This is a genomic window from Ligilactobacillus sp. LYQ139 (genome assembly GCF_045033025.1).
Taxonomy (GTDB): domain Bacteria; phylum Bacillota; class Bacilli; order Lactobacillales; family Lactobacillaceae; genus Ligilactobacillus.
On the sequence record NZ_JBJFZW010000001.1, the window covers coordinates 197,033 to 223,632 of the forward strand.

Here is a 26,600-nt window from a genome sequence, read left to right on the forward strand (position 1 = left end):
CCTCCTTAACGACTAACTCTAGACTATATCTTATCTTATTTCGCGTCACACTTCAAACATAATTTACAAATTTATTAAGCAGTCGCTTTCCGAACGATTTCCAAGATCCGCTCAACAACCTGATTAATCCCCATGGCGGTTGTATCTACAGTTATCGCATCCGAAGCCTTGGTTAATGGCGAAATCTTCCGCGTTGAGTCTTTCTTATCCCGGGCCGCAATCTCTTGTTCAAGCACGGCAAGCGGCGTTTTAATTCCCTTCTCCTGGTTTTCCTTAAACCGCCGGAGTGCCCGTTCATGAACACTAGCTTCAAGGAAAATCTTTACTGCCGCGTGCGGGAGAACCGTCGTTCCAATATCGCGACCATCCATCACAATACCACCATCCGCGGCAATTTCTTGCTGTCGTTGGGTAAGATCAGCCCGCACACTTGGTTGGGCCGCAACCACTGATACATTATTGGTAATCTTCGGAAGACGAATCGTCCGCGTAACGTCCGTACCGTTAACAATCACTCGCTGCTCTGGTTCTCCGGGAATAAACTTCAGTTTCATTGTAGGAAGCATCGCCTTCAGCGCAGCGTCATCATCAAATGCAATCCCCGCTTGTTGGGCCGCATAGGTCGTTGCCCGGTACATTGCTCCCGTATCACAGTATACGTACCCTAACTTACGGGCAATAATCTTCGCGACCGTACTCTTTCCGGCCGATGCTGGTCCATCAATTGCAATTTGTATCTTTTTCATTGTTTCCTCCGTTCAATAATAAAAGGTTGCGGTGTTCCGGACACCCCAGCCTTAATCCATCATTAATTTACCTTTAGCTTTCCGGTTATTCCCGGACCCGAACCTGTTGCCCTGGGCTTAGCGTCGTTAAACCAGGGTTAAGCTGCTTTAACTGAGCAACCGTTAAACCATGATTGACCGCCACCCGGTACATCCCCTGGCCTGCTTGAACGGTAGCGTACTCACCGCCACTCTGCTGCGCGCTGTTCTGGGGTTGCTGTTGGGAACTAGCCACAACTGATTGTGCACTTTCCTGGGTTGTTTTATGGTGATACTTTATGCTTTTAGGTTTGCTCGCCGTTTTTTTATCACCATGAACCCGAGAGCTTACCGCCACCCGTGGCGCTTGCTTCTGAGCTGCTGCCGAATGCTGTGAAACAAAATACAGGGCAATGGTTCCAACAATAATCACCACAAAAATTACTAACAGTGACGTCGTAATCATCGTATTATTCCGCGTATTTCGCCGACTCGCCGTTCGGGAGTAATTACCCGCTTCATCCCGGTTTCCTTCAAAATTACTTTCCCATGGTTTTTTCTCGTGCTGGTGTTGATCATTCTGCGCCATCAACAATGCCTCCTCAGCTTTGCTAACTGCTATTCTACCATAGAATTAGTACCCGATTTCTTAAAGATTAAATAACTGTTGCAGAATTGCCGCGTATCCCGATTGCACGGTAGGTTCCGTTACAGTTTGACGGGTGACCATTCCCAGCTGTTCTGGAGTAACCGGGCTATTCATCGGTGCACAACACCGGTCCGTGTGCGTAATTTTGGTTTGTTCCCCAAAATAGTCCGTAATAAACTGGTGGCGACAACCGGTTGTTTGGACGTATTCCATCATTGCCCGAAGAGCCCGCTGCTTCTCTTGCCGCCGGTGGTCAAAGTACGTCGTAATCGCTGCTGGCCGCATTCCAACCCCCAACAACGTCCGCACTAGCTCTGTTTGTTCGTCACGAAAGAAACGCTCCTCGTGCTGATGTTCAGCTAAAAACTGCACTTCAGCCGGTGGCAACAGGTTCGCCGTCCCCAACCGCTGCTGAATGGTTTCATCGCCCGTTTGATACAGTAAAACTGCCAAACTTTGCTTCCCATCCCGACCAGCCCGCCCAATTTCTTGCACGTAGCTCTCAAGGTCGGCAGGAAGATGGTAATGGATAACGTACCGAATATCTTCCTTATTCACTCCCATCCCAAACGCACTCGTTGCACACACAACGTCAAGTTGGTGGTGTAAAAACTGCTGCTGAATAACTGCCCGGTCAGCGCTCGTCCGGTCCGCATGGTACGCAGCAGCCTGAATGCCCGCCTGCTGTTCTAACATGCAAGCAACCTCATTTGCCCGCCGCTTACTTGCAAAATACACCAACCCTGGGCCCTGAAAAGCCCGAACTAAGTCAACGAGCCGCTCCTCCTTAATTTTTTCGCTTTCAACCGCCTCAACTGCAAGAAAAATATTGGGCCGGTCCACGGAATGAACCTGAACGCTGGGATTACTCAAGTGCAATGTTTTTACAATATCCTGCTGCACCCGGGGAGAAGCAGTTGCTGTTAGTGCAAGGGTAGTTGGATCTCCCAATGCATGCCGCACCTGCCCTAACCGCCGGTAATCCGGTCGAAAGTCAGGGCCCCACTGTGAAATACAGTGGGCTTCGTCCACCACAAAGAGAACCGGATGCAACGCTTTAAGCCGGCGAATAATTGTTGGCTGCACCGCCATTTCCGGAGCAAGGTAAATAAACCGGTTAGCCGCAAGGGTTTTTAAGGCTAATACCCGCTCCTGCCGGGTAAGCGTTGAGGTTAGCGCCACTACCCGTTTTTCACCCGTTGCACGGAGCTGTTCAACCTGATCTTGCATCAATGATAACAACGGCGAAACGATAATAACCGGCCGCCCCATCATCCGCCCAATAAACTGGTAGCATAACGACTTCCCCGTTCCGGTTGGCAAAACTGCGAGGGTATCGTTTCCCCGTAACACCGCCTGAATCACCGCTAATTGCCCCGGTCGAAACGTATCAAAATCAAACAGCTGGTTTAACTGCGCCGTTAACGCCACTTCACTCGTGTTCACGCCGCCACCTCCTAATCTGGTAAAGCCGAAATTCCGGAAAAGTAATGGTTTCATCCGCTGCCACCACATCCCGGTAAGCCCAATGAACGTAGTCTGCTGGCGCTAGCTGATCTAACTGAGCGCTTCGCGCCGCACTTAATAGCTGCATTACCGGAAAATCCGGTTGGTATAATGCAAGCATTACCGCATGATCAGCCACCGTACTCATTTTTAAATGCCGCCGCCGGGCAATCGTTGCAAGAGACATCCCGGAAGTGATCATTCTCCCCGTTGTTACTAGTGATGGGGCTAGTTCTGGCCGCCGAAACGGTGTCATTAACGCTGCTCCCGCCGGCCACTTTTGCCACCGTTGCCATAGCGCAAGAGCAACGTTTTGATCATTCACTTGAACATCTTGAACGGTTAACTGTGTCGTCGCTCGCTGGGCAATCGTGTGTCCGTAGTACCCATGACCAACCAATCCCTGCGCATAACAGTCTGCCTGGTTAGTAGGAAATGTCTTCAAAACAGCAGCAAGGGATAACTGGAGGACATCCCGAAGTTCTCCAAGCGAATGGCCAGCGCGCAACCACTGCTTCAGCGTTACCTTAAACTGCAACCGGTCAGTCGCCACAACGTACTTAACGTTATGGTAACTTGCCTCGGAAGCAACCTGCACTAAAAAACGTACCATCTGGGTCCAATCAGCCACCGCGACCTGCCGAAATAGTTCAGGCGTTGTTAAAGCAAGGCGGTGGGCAACCACTTCCTGGCGCTTACGGTTGCCTTTAGGAGTCAAAAACAATTCATCGTCCTGGACACGCACTAACCCTTGGTGCTGGTCCCGCCGTAAAGCCGCAGTAAACTGCTGCTCATCGAGGTGCGGAATGGTATTTTGCCAATCAAGCAGCCCGTAAATCATTGCCCAAAAGAGTGTTGAACTCGTCGCCTGGTTACGTACCAATTTTCGAATCACCGCCGGGCGCCTGCCCTGAGTAGCACTAAAGAAAAATAACCACGCTGACGCCATTACTGCACCTCCGTTCAACTAATGATAATAGCTAGTACCACCATACCACCGGTCCTTCCGGGTGAAAAGCGCAAAAAAAGAAGCCTCAACCCTCGTCGAAGCTTCTCATTTATTTTAAACTAATGGTGCTTAGTACTTAACAATGAAGTCAGCCTTTGCCCCGTTACTTTCAATTAGCTGCTTGTTGTTGTTTAAAGCAACCTGAACCATGTTCCGCACAGCCGTCGTCGTGTAGAAGGCAATGTGTGGTGAAACAAGGATCCGGCCATCTTCAACCATGCCTTTCAGCACGTCATCCGGAATAGCATCAAAACTCCCGAAGTCGTTGTTAAACTTCCCAACTTCGTCTTCGTACGTGTCCAGCGCAGCCCCACTTAGTTTACCACCGTGAACGGCCTTCAGTAGTGCTTCAGTATCAACTAGTTCACCCCGGGCCGTGTTAATGACAATAGCACCATTCTTCATCTTAGCGATGGAATCGGCGTTAATCATGTGGTAGTTGTCCTTGGTAGCTGGGGCGTGCAGGTCAATAACGTCAGCTTGCGCGAATAATTCGTCCAGCGTATCAACGTATAACCCCTGCTTTTCAATGTCAGGGTTGTGGAACAGATCGTAAGCAATTACCTTGCAGCCAAATCCCTGGAAGTACTGAATTGCAAACCGGCCAATCCGACCCGTAGCAACTACCCCAATGGTTTTTTCATTCAGCTCACCGGCAATCTCTGGTGCCCACATAAAGTTTCCGTCACGCATCTTCGCTTCGTACTGCTTAGTGTTCCGCAGTAACCGAAGTGCCTGGGTAACTGAAAATTCAGCAATCGCTTCCGGTGAGTATCCCGGAACGTTTGTCAGCACGATGTTGTTCCGCTTAACAGCGTCAAAATCAATGTTATCAATTCCCACATTCCGCAGTGACCAGAACTTAATGCCGTTTGCCCCCATTGCATCAATCAGTTCCGCCGTGTACGGCTTCTGCTGGTATGAAACTAATCCATCAAAACCCTTGCACTGGTCAACGGTGTCCATCGTTAACAGTTCCTGAACAATCTTAACCTCAACGTCACTGTGTGCCTGCTTCCATTCGTCAACGTACGGGATTTCGTCGTCACGAATACCATAGGCAATAATCTTCATGTGAAACTCCTCCTTAATTTAATCACCCGTATTATACCATTGTTTAACAAAGTTTGAGCGCTTATTTTAAAAACTATTGCTTCACTTCGATGGTGTAGCGCATCTGAGCTAAATCCGCGGTGAGAATCGCCCGGGCTGTCTTAGCTTGATTCATGCGCGTTACCTGCATTGTATGATCGTCCACCGCCACCGCTGTAATTGTGCCTTCTAAATCAAATGCCGCGCAACTGTTCCGCAATTCTAACAACCGCAGCACCTTCTGCACCACTGGTCGCCGCAATTCCGCGTGTACCTCATCAAGCGTGTAGAAGTGACGGTTGATGTCCCGGCCCTCCCGGGTTTGTTCAACGAGAGTCGTATCGTTCTTACCGGCTAACAACCCCACGTAATATACCTGCGGAATTCCCGGAGCAAACATCTGAAGAGCTCGGGCACACAGGTACGCCGCATCGTTATTTCCCGTTGCTGAGTAATACGTCGTGTTTAACTGGTAAATATCAAGGTTATGGTACTTCGCACTCGAATATGCCCGTTTGACGTTCGCCCCAACCTTATACAACTGGTCAACAGTATAATCTAGTTCATCATCAGTTAGGATATCTTTCCCGTCAACCACCCCAATACCATCATGAGTATCCAAAGTCGTAAACTGGTGCATATCCGCCTGGTTAAACCAGTCAACCAGTGTTTTTACCTTGTGGGAATACAGGGCATGCAGGGTAATAATTGGAAGAACGAAGTCATAGCTAAAGTATCCATGGGCGTGCATTTTCTCGTTATACGTATAGTTCTCGTGGATTTCTGGTAACAGGGTTACGTCCGTTCCCGTGAGCATTTCCTTAATCCGATCTAGCAGGTGCCACGTCTCTGGTTCAACGAAGAAATCACTGGTTCCTAACTTCTTAACAGCGTATGCAAAGGCATCAAGCCGGATGATGCTGGCACCATGCTGGATAAGGTGCTTTAGGTTTTGTTTAATAAAGCGCATCGTCGTTTCCGTCCGAACATCCAGATCCATTTGCTGGTCGCCAAACGTATTCCAGATTTTTTCGGTAGTTCCATCCGCAAACCGTACCGGCATAAAAGGCGCCTTATCCTTTCGCTTGTAAATTTGGTCAACATCATCCTTAGTTGGCCTGCCCGCTGGCCAAAACTGATCCCAACTCAAAAACAAGTCCGCAAACTTAGACTCCCGGTGATGGGCCACAAAATCCTGAAACTCCGGCGACTTAGGCGAAAGGTGGTTCACCATGAAATCAAACATTAAGTAGTGGTTTTGCGCCAACCGTTCCACGTCCGCCCACGTTCCAAACTGCGGATCAACCTCATATCGGTACGGCGCGAACCCCGCATCCCCGCTTGAATAGTAAAATGGCAGAATATGAATGCCGCCAAAAGCTTTGGCAAGGGGCCCCGTAAGTAACCGGGTTAAATCAGCAAGGTTGGCTCCCATTCGGTTCGGGTAAGTAATTAACATCGCTTTATTTTCAAATTTCATAGTAATCACTCTTTCTTAAACACTTTTTTGTGTTTAGTATAACGCTTTCATTTAATTCTGCAATATTTTACCGGAAAAACCGCGCCAAACATTCAGCTTAACTGGCTTTTCCTCCTTCATTAGAAACCACGCTATCTAAAACAATAAAAGAGGCGCGCCCAAGCACAACCTCTTCTAATCCATCTTCTTTTGAACTGCCTTCGTTGTTTCACGCATCCTTAGCTCGCCCCGAAGCGTAATTTGTTCGGGAATAACCTGCGCCGTTGTAAGTTGCTGGTAAAGAAGCGACACTGCCCGCCGGCCCAACTCAAGGGTAGGAAGCTTTGCCGTCGAAAGTCGTGGAACGAGGTACCGGGCATAATCCAGATCGTCAAAACTTAAAATTTCAAGGTCAGCGGGGACCCGGATATGCAAATCCGCCACCGCTCGTAATGCCCCCAGTGCCAACGGATCAGAGGCAATTAGGAGCGCCTTAATCTCAGGAGATGCGGTCAAAAGCTGGCGGGCTGCTCTATAACCAAACGCAGGATCCCACGCTCCTAAAATATTATAGACGGGTTGCTGTGTTTGCTGACAAAAACGGCGGTACTCCGCCAACCGACCACCAGCAATCTCTACACCCAACTTTCCCGCTAGCGTCATCCCTCGAACCGTATTTCCGATAAAACCGACTGGTGTAACGTTACGAGCCGTAAAGACCATGAGTGCATCACGGGTCATCGCTGCCAAGTCAACTCCCACGGCCGGATAATCCGCTGTTACCACCTGGTTATCAATTAAAACAACGTGAATATTTCGGGCCGCAATGGTGGCTACCGCTTCTTGTGCAATCGAGCCAATCATAATAACCCCTGCGTACTTTTCAATGTCCGGCATCTCCGGACCTTCCGGCAACCTATAAATAGTCTTAACACTTAACCCGTTTTCCCGGGCGGCTGTGGTAATTCCGGTCATAATGACCTTAAAATAATCATCATAGACCTCATCTTTTTCTGCCACAGCTGTAATAACGCACAGTGAATTAATCCATTTTTTCCCGGGTCCTCGTTTACCAGGAACGCAGTGATACTGCGCTGCAAGGGTCTGAATCCGTTGTTTGGTTGCCGGGGCAACCGCCAGTGTCGGATCATGATTCAAAACCCGCGAAACAAGTCCCGGAGAAACACCGGCTAACCGGGCAAGTTGCCGCATACTAACCATTGTTCATCCTCCTATAGGTTTGGGGCCATCTTAAACGTTAACCGGGAAAATTCGGTTCCCCGTGCGACTAATTCCAAAATAAAGTCCAGCGTGTGTTCGTTAAAGTGGATCGCAATAGCGTGGTTTTGTTTGGTTAGGTACGTTGTTAACGCCGCCCCAGTTATTCGGCCCTCCTTGTCAACTTGACGAATCCTAGCGTGCGCCCACTGCGTTAATTCATTCTGGTAATCCAAGTCATCCTGAATAAACTCGTCGTAGTGCGCTTCAACCAACATCGCCAGTGTTTCATACAACCAGTACGGAAGCACATGCCGACTTAACAAAACGATCCATACTAATACTACTGTAATTGTTTTTATTCTAGCGCAAATTTCGCGTTAACGTCACGGGTTCATAAAACCGGTGACGGAGTCGCAGTTAACGTCCCCTTCACCGGTTATGATTTACTATCCTATTACTCTTCTAACTGGTGACACTCCCGCAAAACCCACCGGGCAGTGTAGTGATATAAAACCGCAAAGCAGCCTCCCACGATTACTCCCTTAATCAGGTTAAACGGAATAATCCCAAACAACACTAGCTTAGGAAGCGGCAACGCAAGACGCATTCCAATCACGTTAATATATAACGGCGTTAACACCAGCCAGTTGGCCAAGGCCATCACAACAGTCATCACTACAGTTCCGGTTACCAATGCCAGCCCCTCTCGCATCCAGGAAGGCTTTCCACATCGCACGCATGGCCGCATCGTCCAATAAAACGGTAAGCAAAATGACAATGCCGCCAACACATTACTTAAAACCCCAATCAAATGACCAACCGAGGGGCCCGTTAAAACAAAGTACACGGCCGCTTGCAGGAAAACTACCCCACACCCCCACTGTGGTCCTAAAACAAAGAATCCAAATAGAATCGGAATCAATGCTAAATCAACTTTAAGGTACGGAACAATTGGAATAATCGTAAACGAAAAATACAACAGTAGATAAGCAATGCACGCTAGGCACGCGGTGAGCGTAAAGCGTTGCAAATAACGATGATGACGCACTGCGCATCCCTCCATATTAATTTATTTAATATTGGACTGCTTATCCCCGTTGAAATCGAACTTGTGAATTCTCTCCCATCCAGACTATACTGTCGATACTGGAATTCCACCAGTCTTGTCGTCGGCATGACGGCTTGTGGACTATCACCACCGGTCGGGATTTACGCCCTGTCTCGAGAATAAACATTCTAATATTCTACCCATAATTTACCACATCTAGAAACCGCTGTCAGCATTAATTTGTGAATTACTCGACATTTTTCCTTAGAGTTTGTAACTCCCGGTGAGTCAACGGCCGGTACTGGCCCGGTGCTAACCCCTGATCAGTGAGCGGCCCGTACGCCGTCCGGCGCAGCTTTACCACCGGATGCCCCACAGCTTCAAGCATTCGTTTTACCTGATGGTAACGGCCCTCGTGAATTGTTAAACTAACAACGGCATGCTGCTGATCAGAATCATAGTTAATTACATGCACCCGCGCCTTTGCAGGGCGGCGATCATCAATCCGTACCCCATGTCGTAGTCGTTCCAGTTCTGCGTTCGTAGGAACCCCCAAAACCTTTGCTACGTATGTCTTATTAACCCCGTAACGGGGGTGCATTAACTGATTTGCTAACGTTCCGTCATTAGTTATAACAAGAATACCCGTTGTGTCGTAATCAAGCCGGCCAACTGGGTATACCCGTTCCTTGACCGCAGTAAAGTAATCGGTAACTACTCGACGGTTACGGTCATCCTTTGCAGCAGTGATCACCCCGCGTGGCTTGTTGAACACATAATACACCTTTTTTTCCCGGTCAATTGCCTTGCCATCAACCGTGATTACGTCACTAGGAGTAACCTTCGTCCCTAACGTTGTCACCTGCTGACCATTAACCGCCACCCGTCCCGCTTGAATTAGGCGTTCACTTGCCCGCCGGGATGCAACTCCAGCAGCAGCCATTACTTTTTGTAATCGTTCAGGCATCCTGATCATCCTCCTCATCTGTCAGCGCTGCATTAAAAAGGGTCATATATTGATTAGAACTCTCACCGTTCAACGCATCATCCTCAACGGGAAGTGGTGGCAAGTCCGTAAGGGCAGTCAACCCAACATAGTTTAAAAACGCGGGTGTTGTTCCGTACTGGGCAGGCCGCCCCGGCGCATCAAGCCGACCGATAACTGCGATTAGGCCCCACGCTTGAAGTTTCTGCAACATTGTGCTCGCCCGCACTCCCCGGACTCCTTCAATCTCAACCCGCGTAACTGGTTGCCGGTAAGCAATAATGGCCAGGGTTTCAAGGGCTGCAGGCGAAAGAGTCGCCATTGCGGGCGCTTCAAAGTAACGGCGAACAACGGTAGCAACACCCGGTTTAGTAACCAACCGGTACCTGTCTTCCGCATGAATTAGGGTCAAACTCCCGTTTCGGTCTGCTGAATATTTCTGCTCCAAGCGCGCCAACTGTTCCAAAACTGCCGGCTTTAAGATTCCAACCAGTTGCGCTAGTTCCGTTACCGTAATTCCGTCGTCTCCGCTCACGAAGAGCAGGGCTTCAATCTTTGCTTGGTTTGTTGCCATGCCGTCCCTCACTTATCATAATTGGTCCGTAGTTTTCCGCTTGCTCAGCAACCACGTCCTGTCGCCGCATCAATTCAAGGAGTGCCATAAAAGTTGTTACGTATTGTTCAGGGGCCGCCGTTGACGAAAAGAGCATCATAAACTCTACTTTATGGCAGCGCCTAAGCCGTTGCCGTAAGTAAGTCATTTGGTGCTTAACGGTATAGCGTTCCCGCTTTACCTGCCGGGGTTGGCGGCTAAGACGCCGGTTAACTGCCCGCTGTGTCATTTTCAGCATTACTTGCTGCATCTGAGTAAGAATATCGCTCCCTGCAGGGGCCAGTTGCCCTAAATGAGCGTCTGCTGGTAAAGCAGCTTCCGGCCTACCATACTCCCCACTCCGTTTTTCGACCAGCGCTCCTAACTCGGCAGCTGCCCGTTGAAACTGCTGGTGAACAACCAGTTGATTTACCAATTCTACCCGGGGGTCCTCCTCTTCTTCCGGTTCATCCTGTGCATGTTGCTGGGGAAGAAGCATCCGACTTTTAATGTTAACAAGCGTGGCCGCCATAACTAAATACTCCCCAGCAATGTCAAGCCGCAGTTCCTTCATTTGGTGCAAATAAGCGACATACTGGGAAGTAATTTTAGCAACAGGAATATCATAAATATCCACTTTATTTTTTTTAATAAGATGGAGCAGCAGGTCAAGCGGCCCCTCAAATTGCTCAAGCTTAAGGGTTAGCGCCGCTGGGACCTGCTGCGAATTATCATTCTTCTTACTACTCATTAGTTTGCTTTTCCCACGCGGTAATTAGCCCTGACGTTGCAAAGTTCCCCATTACTTTATACTCAGGAAACCGGTTTGCTAGCGCCGTCAACATCTGAAACTGAACGTCCCGTGGCTCATTTGGCGTAACCGCTACCCGGCGAACCATGATTGTCCGGTTATCAGGGTTAATTTCCGTACCAATTACCGCACTAAAATTACCATTGTCATTTTTCCACAAAAATAGGTTCCGGTACTCATCCGCATCGTACCACGCCAATTCCTTTTTTAGGTGTGGAATCTCTTTTAATTCCGGAATAAACGATAGCAGACCCATCGCAACCTTCCTGTAATCATCCTTATACTTATACAACATCCTAGTCTCCCCCTAATCCTCCTAAACACATATGCTAGGGTAGCACACCTACGCCCTAATCGTCAAAAGGTGTCCGGAGCCGAATCGTCCCGTTATCCTGCTCAACTATCCCAGCCTTTAGAAGGTGCCCTAAAGCCCGTTTAAACTGTCCCTTGCTGATGCCAAAGTAGGAACGAATGGCTGCAGGCGAACTCTTATCACAATACGGTAGGGAATGCTCTGGCGTATGCTCCAAGGCAGCTTTTAGCATCGCCGCATCAGGTTCGATGGCTTCGTATGCCCGCGGTTTAACTGATAAGTTAAGAATTCCGTCGGGACGAACCCCAATTACCCGCGCCTGTAAGGTCGCCCCCAGGCGAGGTTCTTCATCCCATTCAGTAGGATGAATAAACCCCCGCACATAATCTTGCGTTAACACGTATGAACCGACTAGTTTGGGCTGGTAGACCGTTACGGTAACGTTTTGATTTCGCAACCGTTGGTCCCCTAAAACACTTACCTGACGAATTTGGTCAGCGGTAGCTAAGACTGCCCACATCCGGGCCTTATCATCCACCCGCAGGGCCACCAACAACCGGTCTCCCTGGCGCGGCCATAATCGCGAAACTGTCGGTAAATCATCGAGAGAAACCACTACATCTTTATTCGGTAACCCAACATCTACAAAGACACCAAGGTCACGTCTGCTCGCAACTACCGTTCCCCACGCATACCGGTCAATCCCACTTTTCGGGGCCGTTTTCGTTAGCTGCAACTGGTGAGCTGCGTTTTCATACGCAAATCCCGTGATTAGTGTCCCCCTTGAGGGAACTGAATGTAATTCGGTTTTAGCGAGCCGAAACGTTTCTCCGGCTGCTTGTGCAAAGATAAAGCGGTCGTTTTCATCCGTAACCCTTGCCTGAATCGTCCGACCAATTAAATCAACTAACATTCCATTCATCCCTCCCATTAAACTGTAAGGTGTAACAGTGTGATAATGCAGTAGGTAATTCCACTGGCAATTACCGGTCCTGCGGCAATTCCCCGCATAAACACTACTCCAATAATTGTCCCAAATACCAGGGCAACGGTAATTTCCGGTGATGCTGCTAGTAACCCAACCCCGTGCTTTGACAAAATTGCTACCAGTGCACCGCATCCCACTGCAATCCAACCAACCGGCGACTTCATCACCCGAAATAGATCCTCAAAAGTAATCCGGCCCGTCGCAATTGGTACTAAAATGGCAATGGAAATTATCGTTACCCCCCAATTAATTCCCCGAGCGTCAATCACCTGCATTAACCGTCCACTAAACGGAATAGCCTTCAGTACCAAGACAACCACTGCTGCCACCGTTAAGGATGTATTTTTACTCAAAAAGGCTACCGCCAAAATTACTAATAAAAATAACCAACTTTCCACGTTCCACCCTCCATTAATAAATACGGCAAGAACCGCCATACTAACTATTATGATTTTCCATGTCGCTTCCCATTATCCATAATTCACTAAGAACCAGCAAGCACCCCCGCCGTTCTTTTAGCAAACAAATGTTACAATTAGTGGTTAGAGAAAATAATTGAGAAACGGAGTAACCCGCATGGCAATCTATGTTTATCAAGATAATCGGGGAAACGTCCCCTTCACTACGTGGTATAAAAAAATCAAAGAAAAGGATCCCAGTATCTACCGGAAGGTGAATTCCATGCTTAAGCAAATGGAAGCTCAAACGCTGCCCCTTACCAGACCAACCGTAAAACGCATGATTCTCCGGCTACCATACCGACACCTGTACAAAATTCGGCTTGGAAAATACCGGTTAATGTTTTTGGCTCAGGATGGAGATTATACTCTCATGCACGCATTCCGCAAAACTACGCAGAAAACCCCTGATAAGGAAATTCATAAGGTCGACCGGGAAATCAAACATCTCCAAAAACTTACGCTCACCTCTCAACTCCTTAATTAGCTGACAACACAAAAACTCCCGAAGATTGGTCGTCACCATCTTCGGGAGTTTTCTTATCCCTAAGCAAGTGCACCGCGTGCACTTCCTAGATCAAGATTCACATTAAATTGAGCTTGAAGCGCCGTCGTAAACAACACCCCGCCGTGAGTCAACCGTAATTAGCTGACCATCGTTCAAAATGTTGGTTGCGTCCTTCGCACCAACAACTACCGGAATTCCCATTGAAATTCCGACAACGGCCGCATGAGAGGTCAATCCACCGTTTTCAACAACCAGTGCAGATGATTTTTCAATGGCCGGTAAGTAATCCTTATCCGTGTTCTTCGTAACAAGAATTCCGCCCTCAACGGCTTTCTTGTTAGCTTCATCGGCTGACGTTGCAACAACTGCCTTACCAATTACAGTCTCTTCGCCAACTCCCTGGCCATCAACCAACTTAGAAGCAATCAGCTGAATCTTCATCAGGTTCGTGGTTCCTTCTTCACCGGCACCAGCCGTAATCAGGATCAAATCGCCATCCTTAGCAAAGCCTTGCTTCTTAGCTTCATCAGTTGCCAGACGGAAAATATCATCAGTTGAAGCTGGCTTGTCAGTAACAACCGGGTAAACGCCCCAGTTAACCATCAAACCACGCTGTGTCCGTTCGTCAAACGTCAGGGCAAGAATATCAGCATCTGGACGATACTTGGAAATCATCCGAGCAGTGTGTCCTGAACGAGTTGCGGCAACAATCGTCTTAATGTCCAGGTTCTTAGCTGCTTCAGCAACAGCCCGACCAATTGTTTCCGTAACATCAGTCTTATCGAATTCTTCAAATGTCTGGTTACGGTGCTGCCGCAAGGCGTTTTCAGCCTTCACGTCGATCCGAGCCATCGTCGCAACGGATTCAACCGGGTAGTCCCCGTTAGCACTTTCACCTGAAAGCATCGTTGCATCCGTTCCATCAAAGACGGCGTTAGCAACGTCAGAAGCTTCAGCCCGCGTCGGACGTGGATGCTCTTCCATGGAATCAAGCATCTGCGTCGCTGTGATAACCGGCTTGCCCCATGCATTGCACTTCTTAATGAAGTCCTTCTGAACCAACGGCACGTTTTCTGGCGGAATTTCAACCCCCATATCACCCCGAGCAATCATTAATCCATCAGAAACCTTCATGATATCATCGAAGTTGTCGATTCCCTCTTGTGATTCAATCTTCGGGAAAATCTGAACGTGTTCCATGTGTTTTTCTTCGAGCAGTTCACGAATGTCCAGTACATCCTGCGGCTTCCGCACAAACGAAGCGGCGATGTAGTTGATTTCGTGATCAAGACCGAAGCGAATATCACTTGAGTCCTTTTCCGTAATCCCTGGCAGGTTAATTGAAACGCCAGGAGCATTAACTCCCTTCCGGGAACCTAAAACTCCCTCGTTAAGAACCTTGCAGACAAGCTCCTTGTTTGCGTCATCCTTCTTTTCAATTAACATGTCAATCAGACCGTCATCGAATAACACGTGACCACCCTCGTGGACGTCATCATACAATCCCGGGTAGGTAACGGCGATCTTCTCCTTGGTTCCTTCAAGGGAATCATCCATTGAAATCCGCACTTCATCCCCAATATGGAATGGAATCTTGCCATCCTTCTGAACGGTTGTCCGGATTTCAGCTCCCTTTGTATCCAACAGGATTCCGACCGTCTTGCCGGTCTTCTTCTCAGCTTCGTGCACCAGGTTTAACCGCCCCAGGTGTTCCTCATGGTCACCATGGGAGAAGTTAAACCGAAAAACATTCGCACCTGCTTCAATCAGCTTAACGATCGTATCGAGATCATTGCTGGCTGGTCCAAGAGTACTTACGATCTTGGTCTTTTTCATAAGTGAAATCGCTCCTTATTGAAATAATATAACGACTTTTATGTCAGTCATTACCGTTGATTTAGCGCGTATTATTTAGAAACGAACGCGAGCGTTTAAATCAAGCAATGAAACGTCCGTCTCATGCTTGTGGTTTTCAAGGGTATCAATAATATCGTGGGCTTCCAACTGGTTATTGTGAATCCCGATAGCCAAGCCACCCTTCCCCTGCATAAGTAACTGGATTGCGTAATCCCCAAGCTTGTTAGCGAGGACCCGGTCCTTAGCGGTTGGCGTTCCGCCACGCTGGACGTGGGCTAACGTCACTGCACGGCTATCAAAGTCCCCGTGCTTATCTAACTCAGCTTTAAAGTCCTGAGCAGACATCACCCCTTCAGCAAGGACAATCAAGAAGTGATCCTTCCCGTTCTTCGCGTTATCCTTAATGTGCTGGGCAATCTTAGCAATGTCGTAATCGTGCTCCGGGATAACAATCTCATCAGCACCGGCAGCATTTCCAGCCCACAATGCGATGTCACCGGCTCCCCGTCCCATTACTTCCACGACGAACGTCCGCTGGTGGGACGTTGCCGTATCGTTAATCCGGTCAAGGGCTTCGGTAGCCACGTTCACCGCCGTGTCAAACCCAATCGTAAAGTCCGTCCCCGGAATATCGTTATCAATCGTTCCCGGAACACCAATTGAGTTGAACCCGTGTTTGGTCAACTTTTCAGCACCATGGTAGGAACCATCACCGCCGATAACAACCAATGCGTCAATTCCAAATTTCTTTAACTGCTCAATCCCCTTTAACTGGGTTTCTTCCTGAGCAAACTCAGGAAACCGCGCAGAGTACAAAATTGTTCCACCACGGTTAATAATCCCATCAAGCTCCTTGGTTTCCAGTTTGAAAATGTTTCCTTCAACCAGGCCCTTGTAACCATAGTTAATTCCATATGCTTCGAGCCCTGCGTTCATTGCTGACCGAGCAATGGCCCGAACGGCAGCGTTCATTCCTGATGAATCGCCACCACTCGTTAAGATCCCAATCCGTTTCATTTCTTCACCTCAAGTAAAAGCTATACATTCTCCACCTGCTATACTATCACTTTTATCCGTAAAAATCTGCCTAATTGTGAAACTTTTCAATTAGTCTTTCATTAATTTTCATCATGTCTTAAGTAACTGTAAGCAAGCGTTTACTTAATAACAACGTTCTCTGATCCCAGTAACATTTTCAATTCCGATGGAACCATTCGTTCATCAAGCCAGTACTTCTTAGGTAACAATTGCCGAAAATGACGCTCATCATCGACTAAAATTACCGGCATTTTTCCCCGGCGGGCGGTCATTAGTATCTGATGAAGTTTCTCCCGCGATGTTGCCCGTGATGCTGGCAAACGTAAGAAACACTTTTTCATATCAACCGCCGTAACATCCAACAGCTGGTCGACTACTACTTGAACCTGACCGTTTCGTTCCTCGGGTCGCCCGGTAACTACCACCAACTGGCCGGGACGAAGCCGCCCCTTATTTTGTAAGTACACCCGTGAAAAAACCGTTAGCTCAATACTCTTTCCCGCATCCTCACAAGTAACAAACGCCATTGGCAGCCCTTTTTTGGTCGTAATCTTACGAACGGCTTTAACCATTACAATTAACCGCACGGTGTGCTGCGCCGGTGTAACCCGTGCCACGGGCGTTGCTCCAATAATCTGGCCTAATAGCCGGTACTGGTCCGTAGGATGTCCCGAAACCCGCACGCCTAGGTACTCTTGTTCCTTAGTCAGCTGGTCGACCAACGTCAATTTGGTAGCCGGTTGTATTTTACTTGCCAAAACATCCTTTAACTCAGCGCTTGTTCCACTTAGATTTTCGGCCGTTAACGTCCCGGGAAGTTCCGCCACCAACTGTGCCCGGTTACTTCCAAACTCATCGAATGCCCCGCTATAAATTAACGGGGTGATTAACTCAACCTGCCGGAATCGCTGATCAAGACGATCAACAAAATTCTTAAACGACGTAAACGGACCGTTCTTTTTCCGCTCGGTCAAAACGGAGTCAACCACGTCACTCCGAAGGCCCCGGATCATCCGCAAACCAAAAACTACCCGTCCATGGTGTAACGTAAAGAGTCTCCCCGCCCGGTTAATCAGGGGCGGCGCTACCGAAATGTGCTGGTATTGAAGCTCACTTACGTACTGCTGCATCTTCGCCCGGTTTCCCATGGTACTATTCAACAGTGCAACGTAAAACGCCGCTGGATAATGGCACTTAAGGTATGCAAGTTGCACCGCCAATTTAGAGTAGGCAACGGCGTGCGACTTATTAAACCCATAATTACCAAACCGCTCAATGTACTGGAAGACCTGGGTGGCAGCCTGCTGGGTCGTCCCCCGGGCAACCGCGCCCCTTATGAAGGCCGTCCGCAAGTTATCAAGAGCCTGTTGGTCCTTTTTACTAATCGCCCGCCGGAGCAGGTCGGCTTGCGCCATCGAAAACCCAGCAAGGGTTGCGGCAACCTGCATCACTTGTTCCTGATAAATAATAATCCCACTGGTTGCTGCTAGGATCGGACGAACTGCCGGGGCAGGATACGTCACCGGTTTACGCCCGTGCCGTCGAGCGGCAAATTCATCAATGTTAGCTAACGGACCCGGCCGGTACAGGGCGTTCACCGCAACAATATCGTCAAACGTAGTCGGCGCAACCTGACGAAGTGCGCGCCTAATTCCCGCGGACTCAAATTGGAATACGCCGGATGTTTGCCCCATCGCCATCATTTTGAGGGTCGCTGGATCGTTCAACGGAATATCTGCTTCCCGCAGCGGCACCTTCTTGTGCCGGTTAACGAGCCGCAGCGTCGTTTGAAGTACGCTTAAATTCCGCAACCCAAGAAAGTCCATTTTTAACAGCCCAACCCGCTCAACGTCTCCCTTTGCATACTGCGACAAGAGAATGCCGTTATTCCCCATTTGAACGGGAACAACACTGGTAAGAGGGGCCGCACTAAGCACTACTCCCGCAGCGTGAACGGTCGTTTGCCGCGGAAGCCCCTCTAGGGTACGGGCAATTTTAAAACAGGCCCGGCCCAATTCATCCGCATCAACTAAATCCCTGAGCCGGCCAGACTGCTGGTACGCTTCTTGGAGGGAAGTAACCCCTCTGGGGAGTGCCCGACTCCATTCAGCCTGCCGGTACTGCGGTAATCCTAGCGTACGCGTTACGTCCTGAATAACCTGCCGCGGTCCCATCGTCGACAGGGCAATAATCTGCGCGACGCGGTCCTCCCCGTATTTTTGGTGTACATACCGCACCACTTCTTCACGGCGGGAATCGATAATATCAAGGTCAATATCAGGCATTTGCTGGCGTTCCTCGTTTAAGAATCGCTCAAAAAGTAATCCGGAAGCTAGTGGATCAATCGTGGTGATTCCTAAAGCATAAGCAACCAACGAACCAGCGGCTGATCCCCGCCCCGGACCCACCATAATCCCATGGTCATGGGCAAACCGGACCACGTCACTCACAATCAAAAAGTAATCGTCAAAGCCCATCCGGTGGATCACGGCCAATTCATGGTTTAACCTGGCAATATAAGGCGCCCGCTTAGCTGACGGAACCAAGGAGGCTAGTCCCGCCTCACACTGTGCTTTCAAGTAATCAGCGGCAACTTGTCCTGCGGGCACCGGAAATGCCGGCAATTCGGGATGTTTGAACGGAACCGTAACGGTCGCTGTCTCCATGATTCGCCGGGTATTTCGCCGAGCCACTGCCGGAAGGGAATTCATCTGGCGTTCCAGTTTTTCCGGAGAAACCAGTGCTGCTCCGCCCGTGCGATGAGTTAAAGCAACGCCATCGTCAACCGTAATCCCCCGTTGAATGGCCCGGGCAACTTGAAGAGCCCCATAATCATGTGCGGTTAAGTACTCCACCGTCCAAACGGCAGCAGGGGCAATCCCTAATCGTCGCCCCCGGGTAATCAGCTGTTCGTTTTGGGCGTTATCCTGCTGCGGGCTAATTCCTACGAATACGTGGTCAGGCCCCGCAGCGGTTACCAGCGGCCGCAACCATTCTGAATCCGTAGAAGGAAGGCGCAGGGAGCTATGCAGTGGGTCAGTCACCACAAAGGTATGACCTAGGTATGGTGCTATTTCTTCTGGTGTTACCGCATGGTTAGCTGGTTGATCCGCGTTAACCCCTAACTTTAACGAAGAAAGCTGTAAGAGATTCTGGTATCCGGCTGCGTCCTGAGCAAGCACAATAAGCCGGTTCCACGAAGAAGTTGTTGCCGGGTTATTCAATTCCAACGTAATGCCTAAAACAGGCTTAATGCCTGCTTGGTGACACGCTTCATAAAAAGAAAGCGTTCCGTACATAACATTACGGTCTGTAAGTGCAAGCGTGGTGTACCCCATTTTTTGAGCTACCGCAACGTAATCTTTAACCCGTAAGGTACTCTGTAAAATACTATTACAACTGATTACCTGAAGTGGACCGTTCACCAAGCTCCCTCCTTCCCGTAGTAACTTCGCGTTTATTATACCAAATCACTAGAATTGTCCCCACCCTTTGTCAAAAAGTATGGTACGATAATAGTGAATGTGAGGTGCTTGTAATGGCAAAATTAATTGCAAAGGAATTAACCATCCTCTTCTGGGGATTTATCTACGGCGAGGTTTTTGGTTACATCGTTGCCCCCTTAACCAATGCGACGTTCGCACCACTTACCAGTGGAATCATTGCGATGATTGGTGCTTTTATCATCATCAACGCTCTTCACTTTATCATTCAAGATCCTGATAAAGCGAAAAAGAACGCATAATAGTTAAAACGTACACTAAAACAACAAACGGACTAAGTAGGCACAGTGAGCTGCACGGATCGCAAAACACCGATTTAAAGGATTGCACCTTCCACTCAGTCCGCTTGTTTTAATTTTAAATTATGTGAAAAAGCCAAGTAACCACGAACATTACGTTTATATAGTACAAATAGTGGGGATGGAATTGTTCCATCCCCACTATTTGTACTTAATTACTTGTTCACCTTAATAACTTCGCGGTCACCGTAGTACCCACAGTTCGGGCATACGTAGTGTGACTTCCGTAATTCGCCGCAGTTCGGGCAAGCACTCATCCCAGGAATCTGGAGCTTGTAGTGCGTCCGCCGTAACCGTTTCCGCGTCTTAGATGTTTTCCGTGGTGGGACTGCCATCAGTAAACACCTCCTTCGTTAATCTCTCATTGCAAATTGCCTAACGTGTTAGATTGTACTTGTTTTTACGGTAAATTGCAACTCTTCCTTAGTTTTTATCGCCATTCTCATCGTCAAAAAAATCCTTCAGCTTTGCCAACCGGGGATCCACCGTCTTTCGGCGCTGGGAAGTGAGTTGCTCTTCACTCACTACCTGCCAGTCGTTCCCCCTCTGAAAATTACCACCCCGTTCTTCTTCCGGGGATAAAACCTTAAGGGGCAAGTGTAAAACAATGTTCTCCGCCACGGCTGTTGCTAGATCAACCACGTCGTGTTCTGGCTGGATTACAACATCGTCATTGGTGAAACGGGAAAAATCCTGTTCGTGTTCGCTAACGTAGTATTCCGCAAAGGTGAAAGCGACCGGAACAGCAACAGCGGTTAAACTACGACTCGATGGGAGCGTCACCGTCGTTGCCACATGAATCGTTGCGATAACTCCCCGTTGATCCTGCGCGATTACTCCGGTTACCTTCACCGGAGCAACATCCTGAACCTGGGCGTTCCGTTCCCTGACCGCTTTCTTAACATCCAACACAGCGTCAACCGGAAGCTCGTCAATTCCAAGCTGGGCTAACTCATTTAATGACCACCGTACTTCCATTGTCATCCTCCCTTGTTACGCGGACAGGCGCCCGCTTTAAATCCTGCTCCTGACCACCAGCTGCTAACTGATAAAGGACCCCTGCCCGGTAGTCGGGAGCATAAAACCCATTCTTATCCTTCTGGTTAATCTTAGTTAACACCGGAAAAGCATAATGGTGCTTAGCCCAACGTAGATACTGCTGCCCTTGCGTGGTAAATCCTAATAAGTGAGTATACGGATGAGCAGTAAACGTCGTAACCTCGTTTGCAGTAATTCCAAGTGCTACGTTCATCGCCAACCGCGCTAACCGCGTATAAGTAAACCGCTTAGATTTAACCGCATGCAGCCACGTTTCAAATGACGTTGATGGGGGTAATTCTTGTGCCAACCGAATCAACCGGTACTCAATTCCCTCGGTCATCCCAACAATTAATCGTAACTGAACCGGAGACACCGTTACAAGGCGCTGCCGGAGTCCCGGCCACAGCTGCTTCCAGTTAACAAAAGCACCATGGCGTAAAGCCCTAGCCGTTTCCCGGGGAACATACCGGCAAACATCCGTATATTTACCATTCTGCCATGCCCGCCGAATTGCCGTTGCACTTGCAATGGAACCAGCTGCCAGGTCGGCATCCAGATACGCCGCGTTGTGCCGTTGAATTGGTGCAAGCCGAAGGGGATGAGCAAGCTTTTGGTTTGCTTTTGCATACGCTAACCCTAATACATCATTTGGTTGATCTATAGGATACCCGACCTTTGCCGCAATGGCCTGCTGGTATGTCGCTGCGTACGATTGATCATGAACCGTAAAATCTCCTTGCACCGCCGCTGTTTGGGTAGCCAACGATGCAAAGTCATACCCCGCGTGTTCCGCGCCGAAGGCAAGGATAGAAACCCCAAGATTAGCAAGGATGCGTACCCCCCACTGGGCAAATACGTCGGCTGGCTGCACACTTGCTCTGACCGGTAATTCTACAATTACATCCGCCCCATTAAGAAGCGCAATTTGAGCCCGAACCCACTTATCAAGACACGCTGGTTCTCCCCGTTGCAGGTAATTACCACTCATGGCAACCACAATGACACTATGGGGGAACCGCTGTTTTACCTGCCGAAGCTGATACAGGTGACCGTTATGAAACGGGTTATATTCCGCAATGATTCCGACCGCTTCCATCCTATTCACCCGCCGTTTCTGGTTTGTGGCACGCAAAGTACCACCGATCTGCCTGTGAACTAGCTGGGTTCCCCATGACATCAGTAACGGCAATTGCCGTAAAACCAATTACTTGCAGGAGTTGCCAGTATGCCACTAACGACTCTGTCCGCTCGCGATGAAGTTCGCTGTACCGCCTATATCCCTGAAGTGCTTCATTCCACACAAAGAAGCGCAGATCATGCTCAACGGTATGGGGCTCACTCCCCGAATAACTTGTCCACATAAACGCTTGCTCGTCATCCTCATAATTGTACATGTATCCCGGGAAAACATGATCAACCTGGTATGGGGTTAAAACGTCAAATAAGAAAACCCCACCTGGTTTTAATCTCTGGTACACAGCCTTAAATGTTCGAACAAGGGTGGCGTGATCCGGAAGGTAGCACAGAGAATCCGCTGCACACACCACGTTTTCTACTAGGGGAAGGCCCATTAAGTCTGCCATGTCCCCCTGAACCAAGGTAACGGTTACCCCCGCCGTAGCCGCGTGCTCACCAGCAAGAGTCAACATATCTTCTGCTTGATCCAGTCCTATTACGGGATAACCCGCCTGCGCAAGCGCAACGCTCAACCGCCCACTCCCGCATGCAAGGTCAAGCGTTGGCGCCCTTGGAATTAACCGTTTACGGGCGTATACCATCCACTGCGTATAGAAGGCAGGTTCCATGAGTTGGTCATACAACTGGGCAAAGGTGGTATAAATCATTAATCGTTAACCCACGCTGAAACATCAACGCGCTCCGCATCTGACCATAACTTCTCAAGGTTGTAAAACTGCCGGGTCTCCTCTTGAAAAACATGCACCACTACATCGCCGAGATCAAGAAGAATCCAGTTAGCGCCGTTTTTCCCCTCAACGTTCCTGATCGTTCCGCCAGCCTCCGTAACAGCCTCATCAATGCTGTCAGCAATCGCCTTTACCTGCCGCTCAGAGTTTCCCTGCATAATTACAAAGTAATCCGCTAATAGACTAACGTTTTGCACGTTAAGCGCAACAATCTGTTCTGCTCGCTTCCCGTCTGCCGCCTGGACAACGGTTGCCAATAACTGCTTACTATCCATCATATCCCTACTTTCTTTTTCCAATCCACGCATTGTACGTTGCAATTGCCGCCGGGTAAATTGGCCGGTCGTTCGCCATCAAATATGTCAAGGTGTGCTTGGTTTCATACACTACTGCTTGTTCCAATGACGTTTGGGCAACCGCACGGGCCGTTGCAACGTCTGGAAAATCCCGGCCTGGTTCAATAAAATCGGCAACATAAATTAGTTGTTGCAACGGGGTCATATGTGGTGCTCCCACGGTATGGAACCGGACCGCATCAAGGATCTCCTGATCGGTTATCCGCAGATCCTGACCAATAATCCACGCACCAACCTCACCGTGCCAAATAAAGTTTCCCCAGTTAAGCAGATCCGGATCCAAATGTTCACTTTGAATTACCGCCTTAAACTGCTCATCACTACATTCCTTAGCGTAATCATGAACCAAGCCAGCAACGCTCGCCTTCTCCTCGTCAATCCCGTACCGGGAAGCCAACTTCACTGCAGTATGTTCCACCCGAATAACATGCTCAAAACGAAATTTGCTCAACTGTTCGCGTAACCGGGCAACCAATTCGTTCCGGGTCCCAGGATAATAGTGCTTCTGGTATTCAACTTCATTCACGGTATAACCCCTTTTCTTCAATGTATTCGCGGACACTTCCCGGGACAAGGTACTTAATCGAACCACCCATTTTAATCAGTCGCCGAATCAACGTCGAACTAACCGCAAATTCCGGGACATCCACCCAGGTAATCGGGTACGCGCTGGTTCGTTCATATCCCGGCCGTACCACCCCAACAAAGGTGACCAGTTTTACCAGTTTATCAATCTGATACCACTTAGGAAGGTCGGCCACCATATCCCCCCCAATAATAAAGTAATAATCGTTTTCCGGGTGGCGCTGACGGAGTTCTTTGATCGTGTCGATTGTATAACTCTTTCCTCCCCGAACAAGTTCCATATCACTCACGGCAAACTGTGGCTGACCGGCTACCGCTCGTTTGAGCATTGCTAGACGATCAGCCCCCGCAATTGCCGTTTTGGGGTCAACGTGGGGCGGTTCGTTATCGGGGATAAACACCACTTTGTCTAAATCAAGTTGACTCCGTACCTGTTCAGCAATTATTAGGTGGCCGTTATGCACTGGGTTAAACGTCCCCCCCATAATGCCAACCCGATGCCGTGGGGCGGAAAACTCGACCTGAGAAAGCACCGCAACCGTTGGCTTATTAACTTTCTTCCGGTAGCTCACCTTATCTCCCCCATTAAATCTTGGCAACGTCACGCGAAATTCGCCGATTTTCCTTATTGTCCGCCCGTTTAAACAACACTAACGTGTGCCCAATAACTTGCACTACCTGAATCTGACTGTGCTGTTCAATAAAGGCCTGCACATCCGCCGGCTCCTCCAACGCATTCTGTAACACTGAAACCTTAATTAGTTCACGTTTTTCAATCGTTTCTTCAACCTGTAAAAGCCACTGCCTGTCCAACCCATCCTTTCCAACCTGAACTACTGGCCGCATTGGATGAGCTAAACTGCGTAAATATCGTTTTTGCTTTCCGCGTAGTTTCATAGTTTCTCCCATTCATCCTCACTAAATCATTGCCCGTCGAAGCGTTATGGTCATTCCCTTTGGAACCCACCCCGCAACAACCATTCCCGGATGCACCGTTATCCAGCCTAACCCAGCAAACACTAGGTCACTTTTAGTGGTAACCTTAAACTCAGTGCGCACAAGGGACGGGTAATCCTTAATATTTTGTGGAAACGGGGGTTGAAGGAGTTCCCCCGCATGCCGGTGATAAAATTGCGTAGCGGTTGCCAATTTTGTGCGGTGAACCTTTAAGTTATTTTCAAGGTACAACGTTACCCCGGTCCGGGGACCTGCCACGTAATCAAAACGGGCCAACGCCCCTAAAAAAAGGGTCTGTTCCGAATTAAGCTGATAGGTTTTGGGCTTAATTTCCCGCTGAGGTAACGCATACCGGAGTTCTTTACCGGTCAAATAGTGCGCCATTTGCTCCCGGTGAATAATTCCCGGAGTATCGACCAAATAGTGCCCGTCATCTAGGGGAATCTCAATTTGGTCGAGGGTTGTTCCGGGAAAGCGGGACGTAGTGATGACGTCTGCCATTCCGGTCGTTTGCTTAATAATTTGGTTAATTAGGGTCGACTTTCCAACGTTAGTCGTTCCCACCACATAGACATTCCGGCCGTTCCGGTACTTCTCAATTACCGCAAGCAACTCATCGACAGCATGGTTCTTCGTTGCACTGGTTAGCACTACCTGCTTCGGGTGCAACCCCGCCTGGTTTGCCTGTTGCCGGAGCCAATCCTGAATTCGAGAACGATGTAGTGATTTTGGCAAAAGATCCTCTTTATTTCCTACCAGAATTACGGGATTCTTCCCGGTAAACCGGTGTAGCCCCGGAATAAGCGAACCGTTAAAGTCAAAAATATCAACTACATTAACAATCAGTGCATTAGTCGCCCCGATATGCTGCAAAATCCGGATAAAGTCCTTATCCGTTAACTCAACATCAGTCACTTCATTATAGTGGCGCAGCCGAAAACACCGCTGACAATATACCGTTCCGGTTGCCATAGCTTTCTCTAAAGCCGAAGCCGGCGTGTAGCCTGATTGCTTGGGAGTATTGGTTTGAATCAAGGTCCCGCACCCAATACAGTGCAATTCTTCAGAATTATTCTTTATCAAGCGAATGCCTCCAATCAAACACATATCCCTGCCGGTTAAGGAGCCGCTTAATTTGTCGCTCAACCATCCGGTTTAGCTTTGTATTCCAGTTATCAGACTTAACGAGCGGCTTTACCAGCACACTCCGAATCCCTGCCCTGTTAGCACCCCAGATATCAGTAATTAACTGGTCGCCAACAAGAATTACCTCATCATTTTCCAGCTGATACTTTCGCTGAACCCGCCGAATTCCCCGGGTTAATGGCTTAAGCGAACGGGCAAAGTACGGAATTCCAAGCGGCTGAACCGCCTTTTCAACCCGCCCTGGATTATTATTAGAAACAACTACTACAGGGATTTTAGCTTGATTCATAGTCTGTAACCATGCCCGTAGTTTTTGATCACCGTCCGTGTTATTCCACGCCATCAACGTATTATCTAGGTCAGTTAAAATCACGCGGATCCCCCGCCGGTTAACCTCTGCCGGGGTAATATTAAAAATAGACTCAATTGTCCACGTTGGTTTGAACTTTGAAAGCATATTCAGCCGTACTCCTCACATGTCATATTCCTT

Annotated in this window: 30 protein-coding genes and 1 riboswitch; of the genes, 2 read left to right on the top strand and 28 right to left on the bottom strand. The window is 48.9% G+C overall.

Translation table 11 applies throughout. The features are described from left to right. Window positions 1-74: 74 nt before the first annotated feature. The 15 genes from cmk to ACI3E1_RS01010 all read right to left on the bottom strand — a co-directional run bounded on the left by cmk (window position 75) and on the right by ACI3E1_RS01010 (window position 12,835). Entirely contained in the window at window positions 75-746 is a 672-nt protein-coding gene (gene cmk / locus ACI3E1_RS00940) for a (d)CMP kinase (protein WP_405023806.1), read from the bottom strand. Window positions 747-831: 85 nt separating this feature from the next. Next, complete coding sequence (locus ACI3E1_RS00945; protein WP_405023807.1) at window positions 832-1,353, bottom strand: SAG1386/EF1546 family surface-associated protein; 522 nt, start codon at window positions 1,351-1,353, stop codon at window positions 832-834. 60 nt (window positions 1,354-1,413) lie between these two features. Beyond that, a complete protein-coding gene (locus ACI3E1_RS00950; RefSeq protein ID WP_405023808.1) occupies window positions 1,414-2,859 on the bottom strand; it encodes a RecQ family ATP-dependent DNA helicase in 1,446 nt (481 codons plus the stop codon). After that, window positions 2,846-3,868 (bottom strand): helix-turn-helix domain-containing protein, encoded by a 1,023-nt coding sequence (locus tag ACI3E1_RS00955; protein ID WP_405023809.1) that lies wholly within the window; start codon window positions 3,866-3,868, stop codon window positions 2,846-2,848. The genes ACI3E1_RS00950 and ACI3E1_RS00955 overlap by 14 nt, the downstream gene beginning before the upstream one ends. A 129-nt stretch (window positions 3,869-3,997) precedes the next feature. Next, window positions 3,998-5,002 (bottom strand): D-2-hydroxyacid dehydrogenase, encoded by a 1,005-nt coding sequence (locus ACI3E1_RS00960; protein ID WP_405023810.1) that lies wholly within the window; start codon window positions 5,000-5,002, stop codon window positions 3,998-4,000. A 73-nt stretch (window positions 5,003-5,075) separates the two neighbouring features. Continuing rightward, entirely contained in the window at window positions 5,076-6,500 is a 1,425-nt protein-coding gene (gtfA, locus tag ACI3E1_RS00965) for a sucrose phosphorylase (protein WP_405023811.1), read from the bottom strand. Between the two features lie 174 nt (window positions 6,501-6,674). Beyond that, window positions 6,675-7,700, bottom strand: coding sequence for a LacI family DNA-binding transcriptional regulator (locus ACI3E1_RS00970; protein WP_405023812.1), 1,026 nt, complete (start codon window positions 7,698-7,700; stop codon window positions 6,675-6,677). 11 nt (window positions 7,701-7,711) lie between these two features. Then, window positions 7,712-8,023 carry a hypothetical protein gene (locus ACI3E1_RS00975; protein WP_405023813.1) on the bottom strand — a complete coding sequence of 104 codons (312 nt, stop codon included), beginning with the start codon at window positions 8,021-8,023 and terminating at the stop codon, window positions 7,712-7,714. Between the two features lie 131 nt (window positions 8,024-8,154). Beyond that, entirely contained in the window at window positions 8,155-8,748 is a 594-nt protein-coding gene (locus ACI3E1_RS00980) for an ECF transporter S component (protein WP_405023814.1), read from the bottom strand. 63 nt (window positions 8,749-8,811) lie between these two features. Beyond that, window positions 8,812-8,933, bottom strand: a riboswitch (FMN riboswitch). Between the two features lie 62 nt (window positions 8,934-8,995). Then, window positions 8,996-9,715 (bottom strand): pseudouridine synthase, encoded by a 720-nt coding sequence (locus tag ACI3E1_RS00985; protein WP_405023815.1) that lies wholly within the window; start codon window positions 9,713-9,715, stop codon window positions 8,996-8,998. Continuing rightward, window positions 9,708-10,307, bottom strand: a complete 600-nt coding sequence (gene scpB, locus ACI3E1_RS00990) for an SMC-Scp complex subunit ScpB (RefSeq protein ID WP_405023816.1) — start codon at window positions 10,305-10,307, stop codon at window positions 9,708-9,710. Before scpB ends, ACI3E1_RS00985 begins: the two co-directional genes overlap by 8 nt. Next, complete coding sequence (locus ACI3E1_RS00995; RefSeq protein ID WP_405023817.1) at window positions 10,282-11,076, bottom strand: segregation and condensation protein A; 795 nt, start codon at window positions 11,074-11,076, stop codon at window positions 10,282-10,284. The genes scpB and ACI3E1_RS00995 overlap by 26 nt, the downstream gene beginning before the upstream one ends. Beyond that, the gene (locus ACI3E1_RS01000; RefSeq protein WP_405023818.1) at window positions 11,069-11,431 is read right to left on the bottom strand and encodes an N-acetyltransferase; all 363 of its coding nucleotides are present in this window, start codon (window positions 11,429-11,431) and stop codon (window positions 11,069-11,071) included. Before ACI3E1_RS01000 ends, ACI3E1_RS00995 begins: the two co-directional genes overlap by 8 nt. Before the next feature lie 55 nt (window positions 11,432-11,486). Next, window positions 11,487-12,362 carry a S1 RNA-binding domain-containing protein gene (locus tag ACI3E1_RS01005; RefSeq protein WP_405023819.1) on the bottom strand — a complete coding sequence of 292 codons (876 nt, stop codon included), beginning with the start codon at window positions 12,360-12,362 and terminating at the stop codon, window positions 11,487-11,489. 17 nt (window positions 12,363-12,379) lie between these two features. Beyond that, a complete protein-coding gene (locus ACI3E1_RS01010) occupies window positions 12,380-12,835 on the bottom strand; it encodes a DUF441 domain-containing protein (protein ID WP_405023820.1) in 456 nt (151 codons plus the stop codon). 178 nt (window positions 12,836-13,013) lie between these two features. On the opposite strand from ACI3E1_RS01010, the gene ACI3E1_RS01015 reads away from it, so the two are divergent. Continuing rightward, complete coding sequence (locus ACI3E1_RS01015; protein ID WP_405023821.1) at window positions 13,014-13,382, top strand: type II toxin-antitoxin system RelE/ParE family toxin; 369 nt, start codon at window positions 13,014-13,016, stop codon at window positions 13,380-13,382. Between the two features lie 102 nt (window positions 13,383-13,484). Here the strand turns inward: ACI3E1_RS01015 and pyk are convergent, their stop codons facing one another. From pyk to ACI3E1_RS01030, 3 genes are all read right to left on the bottom strand, one after another. Further along, a complete protein-coding gene (gene pyk, locus ACI3E1_RS01020) occupies window positions 13,485-15,239 on the bottom strand; it encodes a pyruvate kinase (RefSeq protein WP_405023822.1) in 1,755 nt (584 codons plus the stop codon). Between the two features lie 75 nt (window positions 15,240-15,314). Next, window positions 15,315-16,277 carry a 6-phosphofructokinase gene (pfkA, locus tag ACI3E1_RS01025; RefSeq protein ID WP_405023823.1) on the bottom strand — a complete coding sequence of 321 codons (963 nt, stop codon included), beginning with the start codon at window positions 16,275-16,277 and terminating at the stop codon, window positions 15,315-15,317. A 140-nt stretch (window positions 16,278-16,417) separates the two neighbouring features. Next, window positions 16,418-19,723 (bottom strand): DNA polymerase III subunit alpha, encoded by a 3,306-nt coding sequence (locus ACI3E1_RS01030; RefSeq protein WP_405023824.1) that lies wholly within the window; start codon window positions 19,721-19,723, stop codon window positions 16,418-16,420. A gap of 113 nt (window positions 19,724-19,836) precedes the next feature. On the opposite strand from ACI3E1_RS01030, the gene ACI3E1_RS01035 reads away from it, so the two are divergent. Then, window positions 19,837-20,043, top strand: a complete 207-nt coding sequence (locus tag ACI3E1_RS01035) for a YjzD family protein (protein ID WP_405023825.1) — start codon at window positions 19,837-19,839, stop codon at window positions 20,041-20,043. A gap of 212 nt (window positions 20,044-20,255) precedes the next feature. Here the strand turns inward: ACI3E1_RS01035 and rpmF are convergent, their stop codons facing one another. The 10 genes from rpmF to ACI3E1_RS01085 form a co-directional block, all read right to left on the bottom strand. Further along, window positions 20,256-20,435 (bottom strand): 50S ribosomal protein L32, encoded by a 180-nt coding sequence (gene rpmF, locus ACI3E1_RS01040; protein ID WP_405023826.1) that lies wholly within the window; start codon window positions 20,433-20,435, stop codon window positions 20,256-20,258. An 88-nt stretch (window positions 20,436-20,523) separates the two neighbouring features. Continuing rightward, window positions 20,524-21,078: a YceD family protein gene (locus ACI3E1_RS01045; RefSeq protein WP_405023827.1), complete on the bottom strand. Its 555-nt coding sequence runs from the start codon at window positions 21,076-21,078 to the stop codon at window positions 20,524-20,526. Beyond that, entirely contained in the window at window positions 21,053-22,237 is a 1,185-nt protein-coding gene (locus ACI3E1_RS01050) for a nucleotidyltransferase (RefSeq protein ID WP_405023828.1), read from the bottom strand. Before ACI3E1_RS01050 ends, ACI3E1_RS01045 begins: the two co-directional genes overlap by 26 nt. A 1-nt stretch (window position 22,238) precedes the next feature. After that, a complete protein-coding gene (locus tag ACI3E1_RS01055) occupies window positions 22,239-22,985 on the bottom strand; it encodes a class I SAM-dependent DNA methyltransferase (RefSeq protein ID WP_405023829.1) in 747 nt (248 codons plus the stop codon). After that, on the bottom strand, window positions 22,985-23,341 hold the full coding sequence (gene rsfS / locus ACI3E1_RS01060; protein WP_405024045.1) for a ribosome silencing factor: 357 nt from the start codon (window positions 23,339-23,341) through the stop codon (window positions 22,985-22,987). The genes ACI3E1_RS01055 and rsfS overlap by 1 nt, the downstream gene beginning before the upstream one ends. A gap of 7 nt (window positions 23,342-23,348) precedes the next feature. Next, complete coding sequence (gene yqeK / locus ACI3E1_RS01065; protein WP_405023830.1) at window positions 23,349-23,948, bottom strand: bis(5'-nucleosyl)-tetraphosphatase (symmetrical) YqeK; 600 nt, start codon at window positions 23,946-23,948, stop codon at window positions 23,349-23,351. Beyond that, window positions 23,941-24,579, bottom strand: coding sequence for a nicotinate-nucleotide adenylyltransferase (locus tag ACI3E1_RS01070; RefSeq protein WP_405023831.1), 639 nt, complete (start codon window positions 24,577-24,579; stop codon window positions 23,941-23,943). The genes yqeK and ACI3E1_RS01070 overlap by 8 nt, the downstream gene beginning before the upstream one ends. Before the next feature lie 13 nt (window positions 24,580-24,592). After that, window positions 24,593-24,904, bottom strand: coding sequence for a ribosome assembly RNA-binding protein YhbY (yhbY, locus tag ACI3E1_RS01075; RefSeq protein WP_405023832.1), 312 nt, complete (start codon window positions 24,902-24,904; stop codon window positions 24,593-24,595). Between the two features lie 21 nt (window positions 24,905-24,925). Further along, complete coding sequence (gene yqeH, locus ACI3E1_RS01080) at window positions 24,926-26,047, bottom strand: ribosome biogenesis GTPase YqeH (protein WP_405023833.1); 1,122 nt, start codon at window positions 26,045-26,047, stop codon at window positions 24,926-24,928. After that, complete coding sequence (locus ACI3E1_RS01085) at window positions 26,034-26,567, bottom strand: YqeG family HAD IIIA-type phosphatase (protein ID WP_405023834.1); 534 nt, start codon at window positions 26,565-26,567, stop codon at window positions 26,034-26,036. The genes yqeH and ACI3E1_RS01085 overlap by 14 nt, the downstream gene beginning before the upstream one ends. Window positions 26,568-26,600 lie beyond the last annotated feature (33 nt).